This window comes from Pseudomonas vanderleydeniana (assembly GCF_014268755.2).
Taxonomy (GTDB): domain Bacteria; phylum Pseudomonadota; class Gammaproteobacteria; order Pseudomonadales; family Pseudomonadaceae; genus Aquipseudomonas; species Aquipseudomonas vanderleydeniana.
The window spans coordinates 1,212,647-1,231,964 of the sequence record NZ_CP077093.1 but is presented as its reverse complement, the minus strand read 5'-3'; the positions used below and the strand labels follow the sequence as shown (position 1 = coordinate 1,231,964).

Annotated in this window: 12 protein-coding genes; 6 read left to right on the top strand and 6 right to left on the bottom strand. The window is 64.6% G+C overall.

Translation table 11 applies throughout. The annotated features are described in order from the left end of the window. The first annotated feature begins 4 nt into the window (after nt 1–4). From HU752_RS05485 to HU752_RS05475, 3 genes are all read left to right on the top strand, one after another. Nucleotides 5–658: an ABC transporter permease gene (locus HU752_RS05485; protein ID WP_186686270.1), complete on the top strand. Its 654-nt coding sequence runs from the start codon at nt 5–7 to the stop codon at nt 656–658. Next, on the top strand, nt 655–1,812 hold the full coding sequence (locus HU752_RS05480; RefSeq protein WP_186686272.1) for an osmoprotectant ABC transporter ATP-binding protein OsmV: 1,158 nt from the start codon (nt 655–657) through the stop codon (nt 1,810–1,812). Before HU752_RS05485 ends, HU752_RS05480 begins: the two co-directional genes overlap by 4 nt. Before the next feature lie 541 nt (nt 1,813–2,353). Continuing rightward, the gene (locus HU752_RS05475) at nt 2,354–3,517 is read left to right on the top strand and encodes a type III PLP-dependent enzyme (RefSeq protein ID WP_186686274.1); all 1,164 of its coding nucleotides are present in this window, start codon (nt 2,354–2,356) and stop codon (nt 3,515–3,517) included. A gap of 259 nt (nt 3,518–3,776) precedes the next feature. Here the strand turns inward: HU752_RS05475 and HU752_RS05470 are convergent, their stop codons facing one another. Together HU752_RS05470 and HU752_RS05465 are read right to left on the bottom strand one after the other, a co-directional pair. Beyond that, on the bottom strand, nt 3,777–4,565 hold the full coding sequence (locus HU752_RS05470; RefSeq protein ID WP_186686277.1) for a tetratricopeptide repeat protein: 789 nt from the start codon (nt 4,563–4,565) through the stop codon (nt 3,777–3,779). Nucleotides 4,566–4,568: 3 nt separating this feature from the next. Next, the gene (locus tag HU752_RS05465) at nt 4,569–5,249 is read right to left on the bottom strand and encodes a Fe2+-dependent dioxygenase (RefSeq protein WP_186686279.1); all 681 of its coding nucleotides are present in this window, start codon (nt 5,247–5,249) and stop codon (nt 4,569–4,571) included. A 217-nt stretch (nt 5,250–5,466) separates the two neighbouring features. Between HU752_RS05465 and HU752_RS05460 the strand changes: the two genes are divergently transcribed. The 3 genes from HU752_RS05460 (at nt 5,467) to HU752_RS05450 (ending at nt 11,476) form a co-directional block, all read left to right on the top strand. Then, on the top strand, nt 5,467–7,743 hold the full coding sequence (locus tag HU752_RS05460) for a TonB-dependent receptor (protein ID WP_186686282.1): 2,277 nt from the start codon (nt 5,467–5,469) through the stop codon (nt 7,741–7,743). A gap of 180 nt (nt 7,744–7,923) precedes the next feature. Further along, complete coding sequence (locus HU752_RS05455) at nt 7,924–10,449, top strand: sulfite reductase flavoprotein subunit alpha (RefSeq protein ID WP_186686284.1); 2,526 nt, start codon at nt 7,924–7,926, stop codon at nt 10,447–10,449. Nucleotides 10,450–10,723: 274 nt separating this feature from the next. Beyond that, nucleotides 10,724–11,476, top strand: a complete 753-nt coding sequence (locus tag HU752_RS05450; RefSeq protein ID WP_186686286.1) for a hypothetical protein — start codon at nt 10,724–10,726, stop codon at nt 11,474–11,476. Between the two features lie 61 nt (nt 11,477–11,537). Here HU752_RS05450 and HU752_RS05445 read toward each other — a convergent pair whose 3' ends face one another. The 4 genes from HU752_RS05445 to ptsP all read right to left on the bottom strand — a co-directional run bounded on the left by HU752_RS05445 (nt 11,538) and on the right by ptsP (nt 18,952). Continuing rightward, nucleotides 11,538–13,079: an alkaline phosphatase D family protein gene (locus tag HU752_RS05445; RefSeq protein WP_186686288.1), complete on the bottom strand. Its 1,542-nt coding sequence runs from the start codon at nt 13,077–13,079 to the stop codon at nt 11,538–11,540. A gap of 316 nt (nt 13,080–13,395) precedes the next feature. Continuing rightward, complete coding sequence (locus tag HU752_RS05440; protein WP_186686290.1) at nt 13,396–15,138, bottom strand: PTS fructose-like transporter subunit IIB; 1,743 nt, start codon at nt 15,136–15,138, stop codon at nt 13,396–13,398. Nucleotides 15,139–15,149: 11 nt separating this feature from the next. Beyond that, nucleotides 15,150–16,091 (bottom strand): 1-phosphofructokinase, encoded by a 942-nt coding sequence (pfkB, locus tag HU752_RS05435; protein WP_186686293.1) that lies wholly within the window; start codon nt 16,089–16,091, stop codon nt 15,150–15,152. Next, on the bottom strand, nt 16,091–18,952 hold the full coding sequence (gene ptsP, locus HU752_RS05430) for a phosphoenolpyruvate--protein phosphotransferase (protein ID WP_186686296.1): 2,862 nt from the start codon (nt 18,950–18,952) through the stop codon (nt 16,091–16,093). The genes pfkB and ptsP overlap by 1 nt, the downstream gene beginning before the upstream one ends. Between the last annotated feature and the right edge of the window lie 366 nt (nt 18,953–19,318).

Here is a 19,318-nt window from a genome sequence, read left to right as displayed (position 1 = left end):
AGACATGGAATTGATCAACGCCTTTTCCCATCTGGACTGGTCACAGGTCCTGCACCTGACCGGGCAGCACATCACCCTGGTCGGCATCGCGGTGACCCTGGCGATCGTCATCGGCGTGCCCCTGGGCGTGCTGATGACCCGCTTCCCGACCCTGGCCGGCCCCCTGCAGGCCAGCGCCACGGTACTGCTGACCATTCCATCGATCGCACTGTTCGGCCTGCTGCTGCCGTTCTACTCGAAATTCGGCCAGGGCCTCGGCCCGCTGCCGGCGATCACTGCGGTGTTCCTCTATTCACTGCTGCCGATCATGCGCAACACCTACCTGGCCCTGACCGGTGTCGAACCGGGCATCCGGGAAGCGGCCCGCGGCATCGGCATGACCTTCGGCCAGCGCCTGCGCATGGTCGAGCTGCCGATCGCCGTGCCGGTGATTCTCGCCGGCGTGCGTACCGCCGTGGTGATGAACATCGGCGTCATGACCATCGCCGCCACCATCGGTGCCGGCGGCCTCGGCGTACTCATCCTCGCGGCCATCAGCCGCAGCGACATGTCGATGCTGCTGGTCGGCGCGGTACTGGTCAGTGTCCTGGCCATCGTCGCCGACCTCCTGCTGCAACGCCTGCAACGCACGTTGACTCCAAAAGGACTCCTGAAATGATCGAACTTCAAGACCTGAGCAAGACCTTTCAAAGCAATGGCAAGGCGGTCAAGGCCGTCGACTCCGTGGGCCTGACCGTCAACGAAGGCGAGATCTGCGTGTTCCTCGGCCCGTCCGGTTGCGGCAAGAGCACCACGCTGAAAATGATCAACCGGCTGATCGTGCCGACCTCGGGCAAGGTGCTGATCAACGGCGAGGACACCACCGAGCTGGATGAAGTGACCCTGCGGCGCAACATCGGCTACGTGATCCAGCAGATCGGCCTGTTCCCGAACATGACCATCGAGGAAAACATCACCGTGGTCCCGCGCCTGCTCGGCTGGGACAAGCACAAATGCCACGAGCGGGCCCGCGAGCTGATGAGCATGATCAAGCTCGAGCCCAAGCAGTACCTGCATCGTTATCCACGGGAACTGTCCGGCGGCCAGCAGCAGCGCATCGGCGTGATCCGCGCGCTGGCGGCAGAGGCCCCGCTGCTGCTGATGGACGAGCCGTTCGGCGCGGTCGACCCGATCAACCGGGAAATGATCCAGAACGAGTTCTTCGAGATGCAGCGGGCGCTGAACAAGACCGTGATCATGGTCAGCCACGACATCGACGAAGCGCTCAAGCTGGGCGACAAGATCGCCATCTTCCGTGGCGGCAAGCTGATCCAGATCGACCACCCGGACACCCTGCTGGCGCACCCGGCGGACGAGTTCGTCAGCAACTTCGTCGGCCAGGACAGCACGCTCAAGCGCCTGCTGCTGGTCAAGGCCGAGGATGCCGCGGACAACGCGCCGTCGGTCAGCCCGCACACTCCGGTGGCCGAGGCATTGGAACTGATGGACGAGCACGACCGCCGCTACGTGGTGGTCACCGACGCCGACAACAGGGCCCTGGGCTACGTCCGTCGTCGCGACCTGCATCGCCAGAACGGTGATTGCGGGCAGTTCCTGCGCGAATTCAACGCCACCGCCGCCTACGACGAACACCTGCGCATCCTGCTGTCGCGCATGTACGAGTTCAACCGGGCATGGCTGCCGGTACTGGATGCCGAGCGGGTATTCCTCGGCGAAGTGACCCAGGAATCGATCGCCGCCTACCTGAGCTCCGGGCGCTCGCGCGGGGCCAAGACCAGCATCGTCTCGCCGGCGGAACTGGTCGAGGCCTGAGCCCGACGGTGTAACGGAGCCTCATTGCAGGAGCCGGCGTGGTGATACAGGCGGGGCTGGACGCAAACCATCGGTCGCTGAAGGGGAACATCAGACTGTCATCCGGGTCGGTTAAATAACTGACTGATCCGGGTCACGCGACGAGCGCGTGCAAAAACGCGACATTTTTAGTTGATCTCAAGCCCCTCAAGTCCTAAAGTTCGCGCCGAACGTCCATGCTGGAAACGATCCATCCGGCTCAAGTACTGACGACGAGACAGCAAGGCCAAGGGAAACTGTTCCGGGCCGTCCGAGAGCGTCGCGAGCGCAGAAAAGGCAAGGCGGGAAGAGGCGAGGAAGCGGAGTTTACTGATGGTAAATGAGCATTCCGAGCCTCTTTCCAACGCAGCCTTTTCCAGCGCAGCAGCTTTCAGGCGGCCCGGATGGCCTTTTTGCTTTCGGCGGCAATGCCTTGGGAAGTAGGCGAACCAAAGTGGGGATACGGAGGACGTTCATTTGCACCCATTGATAACTCACGTTTGCCACTAGGAGTCCCCCACGTATGTCGATCCAGGTCGAAGACTATTTCGCGCGCGATACTTTCAAGAAAATGAAGGCATTCGCCGACAAGCAGGAAACCCCGTTCGTGGTCATCGATACCCAGATGATCGCCCAGGCCTATGATGACCTGCGCGCCGGTTTCGAATTTGCCAAGGTCTACTACGCGGTCAAGGCCAACCCGGCGGTCGAGATCATCGACCTGCTGAACCAGAAGGGTTCGAGCTTCGACATCGCCTCGATCTACGAACTGGATAAAGTGATGGGTCAGGGCGTCAGCGCCGACCGCATCAGCTACGGCAACACCATCAAGAAATCCAAGGACATCCGCTACTTCTACGAGAAGGGCGTGCGCCTGTACGCCACCGACTCGGAAGCCGACCTGCGCAACATCGCCAAGGCCGCCCCGGGCTCGAAAGTCTACGTGCGGATTCTCACCGAAGGCTCGACCACGGCCGACTGGCCCCTGTCGCGCAAGTTCGGCTGCCAGACCGACATGGCCATGGACCTGCTGATCCTCGCCCGTGACCTGGGCCTGGTGCCTTACGGCGTATCCTTCCACGTGGGTTCGCAACAGCGCGACATCAGCGTGTGGGACGCGGCGATCGCCAAGGTCAAGGTGATCTTCGAGCGCCTGAAGGAAGAAGACGGCATCGAGCTCAAGCTGATCAACATGGGTGGCGGCTTCCCGGCCAACTACATCACCCGGACCAACAGCCTGGAAACCTACGCCGAGGAAATCATCCGCTTCCTCAAGGAAGACTTCGGTGACGACCTGCCGGAAATCATCCTGGAGCCGGGCCGTTCGCTGATCGCCAACGCCGGTATCCTGGTCAGTGAAGTGGTGCTGGTAGCCCGCAAGTCCCGTACCGCCGTGGAGCGTTGGGTCTACACCGACGTGGGCAAGTTCTCCGGCCTGATCGAAACCACCGACGAATCGATCAAGTTCCCGATCTGGACCGAGAAGAACGGTGAGGTGGAAGAAGTGGTGATCGCCGGTCCAACCTGCGACAGCGCCGACATCATGTACGAGAACTACAAGTACGGCCTGCCGCTGAACCTGGCCGCCGGTGACCGCCTGTACTGGCTGTCCACCGGTGCCTACACCACCAGCTACAGCGCCGTCGAATTCAACGGTTTCCCACCGCTGAAGTCGTTCTACGTGTAACTGCTGGTATCGGCGTCAACAAAAGGCCCGTGCTCATCACGGGCCTTTTTTGTTCCGGCGCCTCCATGGCGGATCAGCTCGATAGTGAAGTCATGCGTCGCCTGGGTCGATGCTTTCGCGGATAAACCGGGACGCCGGACCGCCGGCTCCCACAGTGTCAGCGTCGTTCACAGGATTCATGCACGACGCGAGCACTTGTGGGAGCCGGATTTATCCGCGAAGAGGCCCCCAAGCCATGCTCACAAGTCGACGGATCGCCTTACGCCTGAAAAGCCTGCAAGGCGGCAAGGTCGTGCTCATCACCGATGGCAGCCGCCCGCTGGTGATAGGCCAGGGCCATGCCCCGGATCGCCGGATCACTCGCGGCCTTTAGCGCCTGGCGACTGACCCGGAGAAACTTCAGGTTGCCGCCCTCCAGCGCCCGCTCCAACCACTGCAGGGCCGACTCGACCTGGCCCTGGTCAGCCAACACCGCCGCATGGCTGAACTGCCCGCGAAAATCCCCCGCCTCGGCCGAACGTCGATACCATTCGTGGGCCGCCGTCAGGTCAGCCGGACAGAACCGTCCATCTTCCAGGTAACGCCCGAGCAGGTTCATCGACTTGGCATGCCCCATCTCCGCCGCCTGCCGATACCCCGCCAGCGCCTGCACCTGGTCCTCGGCCACCCCGCGCCCGGTCGCCAGCAGGTTGGCATGGTTGTACAAACCCCAGTCCAGGCCAGCCTGCGCAGCCATCCGGTAATGCCGGGCAGCCTGCACGGCATCGGCCTCGCAGCCCCAGCCGTGCTCGTGGCAACGCCCGAGCATGTTGCGCGCCATCGCGTGACCGCCATTGGCGGCAATCTCGAACCAGCGCACGGCCAATGCCGGGTCCTGTTCGATGCCTTGCCCCTGCAGGAGAATCTGCCCCAGCAGGGCCTGGGCCTCGACGATCCCCTCGCCGGCAGCCAGCAGGATGGCCTGGGCGGCGCGCACCGGATTGTCCTCCAGCATCGCCCGCAACGACTCGCCATCGAGCACTTCCTGGCGGCGCAACTGAAAGCTCATCGACTAGACCTCCACCCAGCGGCGCAGCAGGTTGTGGTAGGTACCGGTCAGCTGGATCAGCGCCGGGTGATCGGGCACGTCACGGGTCAGGCTCTGGATCGCATTGTCCATGTCGAACAGCAGGGTTCGCTGGCTGTCCTCGCGGACCAGGCTCTGGGTCCAGAAGAACGCCGCATAACGGGCCCCACGGGTCACCGCGTTGACCTTGTGCAGGCTGGTGCCCGGATAGAGCACCAGGTCACCGGCCGGCAGCTTGACCTGCCGCGTACCGTAGGTGTCCTGGATTTCCAACTCACCACCGTCGTAGTCGTCCGGATCGCTGAAGAACAGCGTCGACGACAGGTCCGTGCGGACCCGCTCCGGGTTGCCGCGGGGTTGGCGCACCGCGTTGTCGATGTGGAAGTCGAAACTGCCACCCGCCGTGTAGCAGTTCAGCAACGGCGGGAACACCTTGTGCGGCAGCGCTGCAGACATGAACTGCGGATTTTTCCACAGCCGCTCGAGCATCGCCGCACCGATCTCCTTGGCCAGCGGATGCCCCTCGGACAATTGCAGGTTGTGCTTGGCCTTGGCCGACTGGTAACCCGCAGTAACCTTGCCATCGGCCCAATCGGCCTGCTCCAGCGCCTCGCGAATACGCAGCACTTCGTCGCGGGAGAACACGCCAGGGATGTGCAACAGCATGGAGCGACACCTTAAAGAGAAAGTATCGCAATGGTATTTGATTCTTATTGAAACTGTAAAACGCCGTTCGGCCCGGCAGACGAATGAGAACGTAAAAACCGTAAGGAAAATTTGTAAAGAATGTAAATTAACCGCGAATAGTAATTTATCGCAATTGATACAAATACTTGTTTACCCTATATTCCGCCGCCTCAAAACCTCGGGGAGGGGAATTCTGATGTCACGCCAACAAAGACAAACACCGACCGGTTCACCACGCCTGCTCGCCTCGGCAATCGGCATGGCCATCACGGCCACCTCGGCCGCGCACATGGTCCAGGCGGCAGAAGAGACCGACAGCAAGGCACAGGACAAGGTGCTTTCGCTCGGTGCCACCACCGTGACAGGCGAAGCCCAGGAGTCCACCTCCTACCAGGTCGAAAAGGCCTCCTCGCAGAAATACACCGCGCCCCTGGTCGACACGCCGCGCTCGGTCACCGTCGTGCCGCAGCAGGTGCTGAAGGACACCGCCGCCACCTCGCTGCAGGATGCCCTGCGCACCGTGCCGGGCATCACCTTCGGCGCCGGCGAAGGCGGCAACCCGCAGGGTGACCGCCCCTTCATCCGCGGCTTCGATGCCCAGGGTGATACCTACGTCGACGGCGTACGGGACACCGGCGCGCAATCGCGGGAAATCTTCGACGTCGAGTCGATCGAAGTCAGCAAGGGCCCCAACTCCTCGTTCGGCGGCCGCGGCTCGGCCGGGGGCAGCCTGAACCTGGTCAGCAAGCTGCCCAAGCAGGCCGACTTCACCAACGGCGGTTTCACCTATGGCTCCGACCAGACCCGCCGCTACGTGCTCGACGTGAACCGCCAGTTCCTCGACAGCGCCGCGTTCCGCCTGAACCTGATGAGCCACGAACAGAACGTCGCTGACCGTGACTCGGTCAACTACGACCGTTGGGGTGTCGCGCCCTCGCTGAGCTTCGGTTTGGGTACCGATACCCGCGTCAACCTCAGCTACTACCACATGCAGAGCGATGACCTGCCAGACTCGGGCATTCCCTACGGCTACGGCTCATCGACCGCCACCGCCCACGTCCACGACAAGCCGAACGATGGCGGCGACAGCAGCAACTTCTACGGCCTGAAGGATCGCGACTTCCGCAAGACCCGCACCGATATCAGCACCTTTGCCTTCGAGCATGACCTGAACGATGCGATGACCATCAAGAACACCCTGCGTCACGGCAACACCGGCCAGGACTACATCCTCACCCAGCCGGACGACAGCAAGTTCAACGTGAACCGCTACGGCACCGTCTGGCGTCGCGCCAACACCCTGGTGTCGAACACCGAAACCACCACCAACCAGACCGACCTGTTCGGCAACTTCCGCCTGCTGGACATGAAGCACAGCTACTCGACCGGCGTCGAAATCAGCCGCGAGGAAAGCCAGACCAGCAGCTACAACGTGGCAGGCAACACCGCCAAGGTCTGCAACCCGGGTACGATTCCAAGCTGCACCTCGCTGAGCAACCCGAACCCGAACGATGCCTGGACCGGCGCCATCACCCGCAACTACGCGGGCACCGACACCACCGGCGACACCCGTGCGATCTATGCCTTCGACACCATCGAGCTGGACCCGAAATGGCAGCTCAACGTCGGCCTGCGCTACGACTCGTTCAAGACCGAGGCGAAAAACACCACCACCGGCAAGACCAGCAACGACAGCCATTTCTGGAACTGGCAGAGCGGCCTGGTGTGGAAGCCGGTGGAAAACGGCAGTATCTATGTCTCCTACGCGACCTCCGCCACCCCGCCAGGCGCCATGCTCGGCCAGGGCAGTGACGGCAACCCGTTGACCGCCGGCAACAGCACGCTGCAAAGCGACCTGGAACCGGAAACCACCACCAACTACGAGCTGGGTACCAAGTGGGACGTATTCCACGACCGCCTCTCTCTGACAGCGGCGATCTTCCGCACCGAGAAGGAAAACACCCGGGTCCTGGTGTCGCAGAACATCTATGAGAACGCCGGCGAATCGCGGGTCGATGGCCTGGAGCTGTCGGCCAGCGGCAAGATCACCGACAAGTGGCAAGTGTTCGCCGGCTACAGCTACCTCAAGAGTGAACTGGTCGACGCCGGCCTGACCGGCCGCAACGGTGCCGTCACCGCCGGAGCCGCCCAGGCCAGCGGCAACCAGATGCCGAACACGCCGAAGAACAGCTTCAGCCTGTGGACCACCTACGAGGTCATGCCCAAGCTGACCATCGGCGGCGGTGCCTTCTACGTCGACCAGGTCTACGGCGATACCGGCAACACTGTCTACGTACCGTCCTACACCCGTTACGACGCCATGGCCGCCTACAAGCTGACCAAGAACATCGACCTGCAGCTCAACGTGCAGAACCTGACCAACGAGACCTACTACGACAAGGCCTTCTCGACCCACTTCGCCAACCAGGCGCCCGGCCGTACCGCCTTGCTGACCACCAACTTCCACTTCTAGGTTGTTGCGTAGCCGAAAGCCCCGCCCATCGACATGAGCGGGGCTTTCGTGCGTCAGGTCCGTTGTAGCGCTGTGTATCGTAATGTTTGTAAAAAGCTAACAAATATGAATTCGTCGCATTCGCACACACGGCATAATAGGTGCCGTGAAGAATCGGTTTGATTGAGCAAGGCGGTCATCGTGTTGAAAAAAACACTGTTCCAGCTGCATTGGCTGTTCGGCATCACTGCCGGGCTGGTGCTGGCCTTCATGGGCATTACCGGTGCCATGGTGTCCTTCCAGGACGAACTGCTGCGCCTGCTCAACCCCTCGGTGCTGCAGGTCGAGGTCCCCGATCATCCCGCCCTGCCGCCGGCCGAGCTGGTGCGCAAGCTCGAGGCCAACGAAGGCAAGAGCGTTGCGATGCTGTGGGTCGAACCCCATGGCGATCAGGCAGGACGGGTGTTCTTCACCGCCCCACCGGGGGAGCGCCGGGGCCAGTTGCGCTACTTCGATCCCTATACCGGCGAGTACCAGGGCGACGTGGTCGGCCAGGACTTCTTCAACCTGACGCTGCAACTGCATCGCATCCTGGCCATGGGCGACACCGGTCGCCAGATCACCGGTGCCTGCACCCTGATGCTGGTGTTCTTCTGCCTGTCCGGGCTGTACCTGCGCTGGCCGCGCAAGGCCCTCGACTGGCGCGCCTGGCTGACCCTCGACTGGGCGAAAAAGGGCCGGGCCTTCAACTGGGATCTGCACTCGGTGGCCGGCACCTGGTGCCTGGTGTTCTACCTGCTGTCGGCATTGACCGGGTTGTCCTGGTCCTACGAGTGGTACTCCAACGGCCTGAACAAGCTGCTGGCCGACTCCCCGGCCCAGCAGCGCCGGGGCAACCGTGGCCCGGCACCGGCAGGTCCGGCCCCCACCGCCGACTACGACGCAATCTGGGCCAGCATCCAGAAGGCTGCAGGCCCGGGCCTGACGGCCTACAACATCCGCATGCCACCCGTGGCCGGGCAGCCGGCGACCGTGTTCTACATGCTGCAGGACTCGCCTCATGATCGCGCCCTGAACCAGATCATCCTCGACCCGGCCACCGGCAAGATCCGCGAGCACTTCCCCTACGCCGACAAGAGCCTCAAGGCACAGTTGCTGACCAGCATCTACGCGTTGCATGTCGGCAGCTATTTCGGCCTCACCGGGCGGATCCTGCTGACGGTTTCCAGCCTGACCATGCCGCTGTTCTTCGTCACCGGCTGGCTGCTTTACCTGGATCGTCGGCGCAAGAAACAGGCGGTGAAAAAAGCCCGCGAGGGCCTCGGCCAGAACAATGGCGAGACCTCGGGCTGGCTGGTGGGTTTTGCCAGCCAGAGCGGTTTCGCCGAACAGTTGGCCTGGCAGACCGCCGGCCAATTGCAGGCCGCCGGCCTGCCGGTACAGGTCCAGCCGCTGGCGCAACTGGACGAACGCCAGCTGCGCGAGGCGCGCCATGCCCTGTTCGTCGTCAGCACCTTCGGTGACGGCGAGGCGCCGGACAGCGCCCGCGGCTTCGAACGCAGGGTGCTTGGCCAGGCGCTGGCCCTCGAGGGTCTGAACTACTCGGTGCTGGCCCTCGGTGACCGCCAGTACCCGAACTTCTGCGGCTTCGCCCGCCGCCTGCACCATTGGCTCGAGACCCGTGGTGGCCAGACCCTGTTCGCCCCGGTGGAAGTCGACAGCGGCGACCCGTACGCACTGCGCTACTGGCAGCAGCAACTCAGCCAGGTCACCGGTGGTGCACCGGTGGCGAGCTGGGAAGCACCACGCTTCGACAACTGGACCTTGAACCGGCGCGAACTGCTCAACCCGGGCAGCAGCGGCTCCGCTGTCTACCTGCTCGGCCTGAGCGCCCCGGCACCGAGTACCTGGCAAGCCGGTGATCTGGTGGAAATCCTGCCGCGCCAGAGCAGTGCGGCCGTCGAGCAGTTCCTCAGTGGCCTCGGCCTGGACGCGAGCAGCCCGGTGCAGGTCGACGGCCTGTCGGAGACCCTCGCCCAGGCCCTGGCCGGCCGCCAACTACCGGACAACCGCGGCCACCTGGTCGGCCTGCATGCCCAGGCCCTGGTCGACGCGCTGGTCCCGCTGGCCCAACGTGAATACTCGATTGCCTCGATCGCCAGCGACGGCGAACTGGAACTGCTGGTGCGCCAGGAACGGCACGCCGATGGCAGCCTCGGCCTCGGTTCCGGCTGGCTGACCGAGCACGCAGGCCTGGGGGCAGCCATCAGCCTGCGGCTGCGGCGCAACAGCGTCTTCCATTTGCCGGACGAGCCCTGCCCACTGATCCTGCTGGGCAACGGTACGGGCCTGGCCGGCCTGCGCAGCCTGCTCAAGGCGCGCATCGCCGACGGCCAGCAGCGCAACTGGCTGTTGTTTGGCGAACGCAATCAAGCCCACGACTTCTACTGCCGGGAGGAGTTGCAGGGCTGGCTGACCAACGGCGACATCGCCCGCCTGGACCTGGCGTTCTCTCGCGACCAGCCGGCCAAGGTCTACGTGCAGGATCGCCTGCGCGAGGCTGCGGACGAACTGCACCGCTGGCTCGCCGACGGCGCGGCCATCTACATCTGCGGCAGCCTGCAGGGAATGGCCTCCGGCGTCGACCAGACGCTGGTGGACCTGCTCGGTGCCGACGTGGTCGAACGACTGATCGAGCAGGGACGCTATCGCCGGGATGTCTATTGAAGGGCCCCTTCCCTTCATGCGGGTGCCGCCAGAGACGCCCTATGCAGACTCTGGCGGCAGGCATTTCGACACTTGTCGTGGGTTCTGCGGAACGTCGGTCGTAGCTGACGTCCCAATCGCTGGACAGCGAGCAGGGGGTGTCCTGCTTGAGCCTTTTTGATAAGCCCAGCCTGCATTACACCCCTTAAATACACGGCCCTGTCGTACGTTCGGCGCGACAAAGACAAGGTCAGTCAGGATGCACAGCATTACATCAGCAACGAGTCTTCCGTTTGTGAGCAATACCGGCAAGTTGGCAAGAAGGGGAGCCAACAGATTGGAGAATGAAGTACGGTCCGTCTTCAACCGGCCTGGGTTAATGAAAGCCGCCCCCTCGGGCTTCCCTGCCCCCAGTCGAAACGACTCCCCCGCGAAAACAGGCGAACGCCCCTGGCTGCAGCGCCCGGCAACGCTCCGGCAAAGCCCTGCGAGCGAAAAACCGAGCCCCCACCTCAACGCAATCGTCGCAAGGGCAATCGCCAACCTGAAAGACAAGATAAACCCGAAAGATCCAGACAATCGCAAAGAGTTGGTTGGAGCCTGCTTTACGCTGATCCATGACAACTGTGAGAAATTCATCGACAAGAAACAGATGCCCGCGGACCAGGCACTCAGGTTCAAGTACGAACTGGGTCGCCTGGCCTGGGCCACGGGCATGCCGGGAGAACCGAACCGGCAGGGTGTCTTTGTTCCCAAGGGGGCGGGCAGCGGCGCCAACCCGCTGCTAAATCCCTTGAAAGACCTATTGCACAGGGAACACCCGGATATCCTCAGCGACAAGCGCTCACGCGAAACAACTTTTGATCTGGCCGAAAAAAAGATAACCGCGTTTGTAGAGGCCTACATGACAGGAGAGGAGTGCCAGCAACTGCGAGGCCTGCAACGTGGAAGGGCTGCCCTCGAAGAACAGTGGCAGAGCAATCCCCCCGCGGCCTATGCCACCGTCAGGCCACATCAACTGCGCCACACCCGTACGTTCCTGCAATAGAGGCACGCCAGGCCAGCAGCGCAAACCCATGATGTTTTTTGTGCGCCCCTTGCAGCCGGTTTCAAACCGGTTGCAGTTTCTGCTCGAACACCGCCACGCCATCCAGATCCCGCAGCACCACGCTCATCTCGCCGCTCTGGCCATCGATGTTCACCTCGCCAAAGAACTGGAACCCGGCGAAGGGTGAACTGTTCTGCACCGCCGGCGCCTTCTCGAACACCACCCGGGGACCGAAGGTCTTGTCCAGCACGTTGGGCCCGAAACTGCCGGCGTTCAGCGGTCCGGCGACGAATTCCCAGAACGGGTCGAAGTCCTGGAATGCGGCGCGATCCGGATGGTAGTGGTGCGCAGCACAGTAGTGCACATCAGCGGTCAGCCAGACCGTATTGTGTACCCTCTGCGCCCGCAGGTAGCCGAGCAGCTCGGCAACTTCCAGCTCGCGTCCCTGGGCCGGGCCCGGGTCGCCGTTGGCGATCGCTTCCCAGCGCGGCACCCCGGGGCTGACCTCGCCGTCGGGCACACCCAGGCCGATCGGCATGTCGGCGGCGATGACCTTCCATTGCGCCTGCGAGCCCTTGAGTTCGCGCTTGAGCCAGTCCAGTTGCTCGCGGCCGAGAAAGGCCTTTTCCCCACCCAGGTTGTCGTCGTTCGGGCCACGGTAGCTGCGCATGTCGAGCACGAACACATCGAGCATCGGTCCATAGCTGAGCTTGCGATAAATCCGCCCGCCACCATCGGCCTGCTGCCGGCGCAGCGGCGCGTATTCCAGCCAGGCCTGGCGCGCATGGCCGACCAGGCTGTGGATATCCTTGCTTTTGTAGCGCTCGTCCAGCTGCTTGCTCGGCGACCAGTTGTTGGTCACCTCGTGGTCGTCCCACTGCCAGATCTGCGGCACCTCGGCGTTGAACCGGCGCAGGTTGTCGTCCATCAGGTTGTAGCGGTAGTTACCGCGGAATTCGTCGAGGGTTTCGGCGACCTTGCTCTTGGCCTCGGTGGTGATGTTGCGCCAGACCCGTCCGCTTTCCGTAGTGATCTGCGCCGGGATCGGGCCGTCGGCGTAGATGGTGTCGCCGCTGTGGATAAAAAAGTCCGGCAGGCGCAGGCGCATGGCCTCGTAGATACGCATGCCACCGATATCCGGGTTGATGCCGAAGCCTTGGCCGACGGTATCGCCGCTCCAGACGAAGCGGATGTCACGACGCTGTTGCGGCACGCTGCGCAGGTGGCCGAACCAGGGTTCGCTGGAGACGCCGGTCTGGGCGTCCTCGAAGCGCACGCGGTAGAAAATCGCCTGGTCGACCGGCAGGCCCGTCAGCTCGACCCGGGCGGTGAAATCGGTACGGGCATCGGCCAGCGCCGAGACGAATCGCCGTGGGTTGCTGAAAACGCTGCGGGTGTCCCACTCCACCACCATGCGCGCCGGGCGGTCGGTGCGGCTCCAGACGATCGCCTTGTCGCCCTGCAGGTCACCGGACTGCACGCCGTCGGTCAGCTGTGGACGGTCCTTGACCGAGGCGATCACCGCCGGGGCCAGGCCAGGCAGCAGAATACCGGCGCCCACGGCCTGCACGACACGTCGACGTCCGAGATTGAAATCGCTCATGGTGAACTCCCTGAAAAAAGCCAAACGCTGAACTTAGCTTCAGGGAATGAAAGAGGTGTGACAGCAGACCGGAGGCGTATGCCGTGAACCAGCCCCAATGACAAACCAGCTCTCTAGCTGAACCGGCCCTTGTGCTGAACCGGCCCTTGTGGCGAGCGGGCTTGCCCGCGCTGGGGCGCCGAGCGCCCCCAACGCCTGTTGTCGCGGTGCATCAGGAAGAAGGGCGGTGCCTGGACTGCGGCTGCGGTGCAGCCGAACGCGGGCAAGCCCGCTCGCCACAAGGTATCGCCTCTCTTTCATGAGGCGGCACGCCAGGTCAGGCCTGCGCCGGCTCCGCCACCAGCTCCACCGCTTCCGGCCGTTTCAGCAAGGCATAGACCACCGCCGTCAACAGGCTGCCGGCGATGATCGCCAACAGGTACAACAGCGCATGGTTGATCGCATTCGGGATCAGCATCACGAACAGTCCGCCGTGCGGCGCCATCAGCTTGCAGCCGAAATACATCGACAGGGCCCCGGTCAGCGCACCTCCGGCGATGCTCGCGGGAATCACCCGCAGCGGGTCCTTGGCGGCGAACGGAATCGCTCCCTCCGAGATGAAGCACAAGCCCAGCACGAACGCCGCCTTGCCCGCCTCGCGCTCACTCTGGGCGAACTTGCGCCTGGCAAGCAACGTGGCGATCCCAAGGCCAATCGGTGGCACCATGCCGGCCGCCATGGTCGCCGCCATCGGTGCATAACTCTGCGACGCCAGCAGCCCGACCGAGAACGCATAGGCCGCCTTGTTGATCGGGCCCCCGAGGTCGACGCACATCATCCCGCCAAGCAGCACACCGAGCAGAATGGCGTTGGTCGTGCCCATGCTGTCGAGGAAATGCGTCAGCCCTTCGAGCATCCCGGCCACCGGCTTGCCGACCACGTAGATCATCACCAGTCCGGTGAACAGGCTCGCCAGCAACGGAATGATCAGGATCGGCTTCAACGCCTCCAGGCTGGCAGGCAACCGGGCGTAACGATTGATCGCCTTGGCGCTGTAGCCGGCGAGGAAACCGGCGACGATACCGCCGATGAAACCAGCACCGAGCGTACTCGCCAGCAGGCCACCGATCATCCCCGGCGCCAGGCCCGGACGGTCGGCAATCGAGTAGGCGATGTAGCCGGCCAGCAGCGGCACCATCAGCTTGAACGCGCTCTCGCCGCCGATCTGCATCAGCGCGGCGGCCAGGGTACCGGGCTCCTTGAAGGCGGTGATGCCGAACACGAACGACAGGGCGATCAGCAGGCCACCCGCCACCACCATTGGCAGCATGAACGAAACACCGGTGAGCAGGTGCTTGTAGACGCCGGTTTTCTCCTGCCTGGCCGGTGCCTGGCTGGCCCCCGCGGCCGCCGTCTCCGGCTTGCCCTCGGCGAGGGCCTTGTTCAGCGTGGCATCCGGCTGCTTGAGGGCGATGCCGGTGCCGCAACGGTAGATCTTCTTGCCGGCGAAACGCTCGGTGGCGACTTCGATATCGGCCGCCAGCAGCACCACGTCGGCCTCGGCGATGGCCTGGGCACTCAGCGGGTTGCGCGCACCGACCGAGCCCTGGGTTTCCACCTGCAGTTCGTAGCCGAGCCGCTTGGCCGCCTGTTGCAGGGCTTCCGCCGCCATGAAGGTGTGGGCGACGCCAGTCGGACAGGCCGTCACCGCCACCAACCGCGCGGGCCGCTGACCGGGTAAAACGGTTTCGACCGTCGGCTCGGGGGCAACCTGCAACCTGGCTTCTTCGGCGCCGCGACTGAGCAGGCCTTCGACATCCTGCAGCGCCTGGGCCGGCGGGATCTGGTAGACCCGCTTGCCGACAAAGCGCGACATATCCACAGGGACGCTGTTGACCAGCAGTACCCATTCGGCCGCCGCGAGAGTGGCCGCCGTCAGTTGGCGCTCCGGGTGACGCGGATCGTGGACTTCGACGCTGGTGCTCCAACCCAGGCGCAAGGCCGCCGCTTCCAGCAGGCGGGCACAGAGCACGCTGGTGACCATGCCATTCGGGCAGGCGGTAACAATGGCTACGTTCATCACAATCCCTCTTATTGTTCTGCCAGGGCGCGCACGCTGACGCCCTGCTCGAGCTGCGCCAGTTGCACCCGGTCGCCGATACCGAAGCCGACCTGGGTCACCGCCTGCGCGGCGATCGCGGTGGCGGTGCGCAGGGTCTGCTCGGCCGAATGGCCGCTGAGCAGGCCATGGAGCATGCCGGCCAGCAATGAATCACCGGCACCGACGGTGCTCGCCACAACCACCTTCGGCGGCTGTGCATGCAGGGCTTGAGCCGCGCCGAACCAGTTGACGCCATCGGCGCCCTGGGACACCACCACGTGCTCGACACCCTGGATCTGCAGGCTGGCGGCGGCTTCAGCTTGCGCCTCGGCAGTCTCCACCGGGCGCTGCAGAACCTCGGCAAGTTCTTCGGTATTGGGTTTGACCAGCCACGGCGCCGCCGCCAACCCGGCCTGCAAGGCTTCGCCGCTGGTGTCCAGGGCGACTTTCAACCCCAGTTGCTTGAAACGCAGCAGCAGGGCCTGCAGCCATTGGGGGCTGATGCCCCGGGGCAGGCTGCCGGCGACCACCACCGCGTCATGGCCGGGAGCAATCCGCGCCACGGTCTCCAGCAACGCCTGCTGGGCCTGCGCATCGACTTCCGGGCCTGGGCCGTTCAGATCCGTGACGCGGCCATCCTGCTCGGCGATCTTGATATTGCTGCGGGTTTCCCCGGGCACCCGCACGAATGCATCGACGAAACCACGCCGGGCGAACAGCGCCTCGAACGGCTGCCGGTTGTCCACACCGAGAAAGCCGCTCACCGTCAGTTGATGCCCGAGATCCGCCAGCACCTGGGCGACGTTCACGCCCTTGCCGGCGGCGTGGGTCAGCATCGACACGCTACGATTGACCTGGCCGGGCTCCAGCCGTGCCAACTGCACGGTCAGGTCCAGCGCCGGGTTCAGGGTCAGGGTCAGAATCCGCGCCATTACACCGCCTCCACCAGAGCACGCACTTCATCGGCGCTGCCCACGGCCAACGCCGAGCGGGCCAGGGCCTGGGCCGCCGGCAGGGCCAGCTCGCGCACCCGTGCCTTGACCTCGGGAATGCTGCGCGCGGCCACACTCAATTCGTCGACCCCGAGGCCAACCAGCACCGGCACCGCCAGCGGGTCGGCCGCCAGCTCGCCACACACCCCCACCCACTTGCCATGGGCATGGGCGGCACGCACGGTGATGTCGATCAGTTGCAACACCGCCGGGTGCAGGCCATCGGCCTGGGCCGACAGCGTCGGATGCCCCCGGTCGATGGCCAGGGTGTACTGGGTCAGGTCGTTGGTGCCGACACTGAAGAAGTCCACCTCGGCGGCCAGCACCGGCGCCAGCAGCGCGGCCGACGGCACCTCGATCATGATCCCCAGTTGCAGGTCGGCCACCGGGATTTCCCGGCGCAGGCGCTCGGTCATGTCCCGGGCCTGGCGCCACTCGGCAACGCTGCCGACCATCGGGAACATGATCCGCAGCGGCCGGTTGTCGGCGGCACGCAACAGCGCGCGCAACTGGCTTTCCATGATCTGCGGGCGCTGCAGGGTCAGGCGGATGCCGCGCACGCCGAGGAACGGGTTTTCCTCCTTGGCGATCGGCCAGTAGGGCAGCGGCTTGTCGCCGCCGACATCGAGGGTGCGCACCACCAGTGGTCGGCCAGCAAGGCCGTCGAGCACACGGCGATATTCGGCTTCCTGGGTGGCCTCATCCGGCGCTTGCGGATGGGCCATGAAGATCAGCTCGGTGCGCAGCAGGCCGATGCCTTCGGCGCCCTGCTCCACCGCACTGGCAACCCCGGCGCTCTCACCGATGTTGGCAAAGACTTCCACTGCGTGACCGTCGGCGGTCAGCGCCGGCTGGTGACGTTGTTCGGCGGCCTGGTGCAGGCGCTGCTCGCGGGTATCGCGCTCCTGTAGCGCACGCTGCAAGACGGCGGCGTCCGGCGCGACATGCAGCCGCCCGCGCAGGGCATCGAGCAGCAATGTGGTGCCCGGTGCCAACAGCAGCACTTCGGCCCCCGCGCCGACCAGTGCCGGAATGCCCAGGGCCCGGGCGACGATGGCACTGTGAGCGGTGGCGCCCCCCCGGGCGGTGAGGATACCGGCGACCCGTGCCGGGTCGAGGCGCGCGACGTCCGATGGGCCGACCTCGTCCATCACCAGCACATAGGGCTCGTCCGGCTCGGCCAGGGTCTGCACGCCGCACAACTGTGCGAGCACGCGCCGACCGATGTCACGCAGGTCCGCCGCGCGCTCGGCCAGCAGGACATCCTGCAGGGATTCCTGCTGGCGCGCCGCCGCCTCGATCACCGCCATCCAGCCGGCCTCGGCGCTTTCGCCGAGCTTGAGGCGGCTGTCGACTTCATCGGTCAGTTCCGGGTCGTCGAGCATCTCCTGGTGGGTGATGAAAATCTCGCGAATCGCCTTGGCCTTGCTGCGCTGGATCAGCGTTTCGATATCCTTGCGCACCTCGCCCAGGGCCTCTTGCAGGCGCTGGCGCTCGACAGCGGCGGACTGGCCGCGCAATGGGTAGTCGAAGGCCTGGGCGACCTGGACATGAGCCGGGCCGACGGCGATGCCCGGTGCGGCGGCGATCGCCTGGAGCTGGCTGCCGGCGGTCGGCGCGGCCAACACCACCGGTGGATCTTCCACCGGCGCACTGACGGGCGCGACCTCCGGCAACGGCTCGACTTCTTCGCCCAGGCCCTCTTCCACGGCGGCGACCAGGGCCGGCAACGCATCGGCGGCAATGCTCGGCTCGGCGATGAACTCCAGCACCTGGCCGCGGCGCGCGCCGAGGCTGAGCAGCTTGCTCAGGCTCTTTACCGAGACGGCGCTGCCCGGCGCATCGACGATGCGCACACGGATATCGCCCTCGAAGCTCTTCGCCAGTTGCGCGAGCTCCTTGGCCGGACGGGCGTGCAGGCCGTGAGCGTTGGCCAGGGTAATACGTGCGCTCGGCCAATCGGCCGGCAGCTCGCCACCCAGCACTTCCAGCACCGCGCGGCTGCTGGTGGCGCGGCCCAACTCATGACCACGGCCTTCGATCAGCAGCGCGCAGAGACGTTCGAGCAGGGCCTGGTGAGCCTCGCCGAGACTGGCGAGACAGAACAGGCCGTGCAGCGGTTGGCCAAGGTAACGGATCGGTTTTTCCGGGGTGACGAACGCCAGGCCCGGGCGCTTGACCGTCTGCTCGCTGTGCAGCCACCACAGGCCATCACCCAGTGGCAGGGCCTCGACCTGCTGCAGCACGGCGGCGAAGCCGTTGCTCACGCAGTCGGCCTGGCGCAGCAGGCGGGCACCGCGCCAGACCAGTTCCTCGAAGTCCTCGGCGACCACGCCGAGGCCGATCATCTGTGCATCCAGCGCCAGTTCCTGAGGAGCGCCCTGCAACAGCTTCAACAGTGCTTCGGCGCTGCTGGCGCGGCGCAGGGCCTGGCCCAGGTCGGTCTCGCCGAGGGCACGGGTGAGCAGTTGCAGCAGGCGCAGGTGTTCGTCGGACTTCGCCGCAATACCGATCGCCAGGTAGACGATCTGGCCGTCGCCCCAATCCACGCCCTCGGGGAACTGCAGCAGGCGCACGCCGGTGACGTGCACCAGGTCGCGGGTTTGCGGCGTGCCGTGGGGGATGGCGATGCCCTGGCCGAGAAAGGTCGAGCCTTGTGCTTCACGGGCCTGCAGGCCGGACAGATAACCCTCGGCGACCAGGCCGTCGGCCACCAGTGAGTCAGCGAGCAATTGCAGGGCGGCAGACTTGTCCACGGCCGACTGGCCCATGGAAATCTGCTCTACGGTAAGCTCAAGCATGCCTTTCTCCTATTCAGCGTCCACGGCTGGGCGCTAGGTATTGTTTTGAATACATCAGCTTAGGCTGACCGGCCGGACGAGGTGAAACGGTATTTGGGCAGAACCGTGACACGGGCCGTAATCGCCTTTAAATACGTTTGCTGAAACGTTTAACCTAAAAGTTCTCACACGTTACTCGATTATTGTCCTACGTAGAAGCCCTGCCGGTCGGTGAGATTGCGTGAGGGTCAGGAAAGAGGGGGTGCTGAGCAAGGCTTGGGGGCCTCTTCGCGGGCGAGCCGCGCTCCTGCAGGGGGCGTGTCGAGCGCACAATGGACGTACGACTCGGTTCTGTAGGAGCGTGGCTTGCCCGCGAAGAGGCCCTTG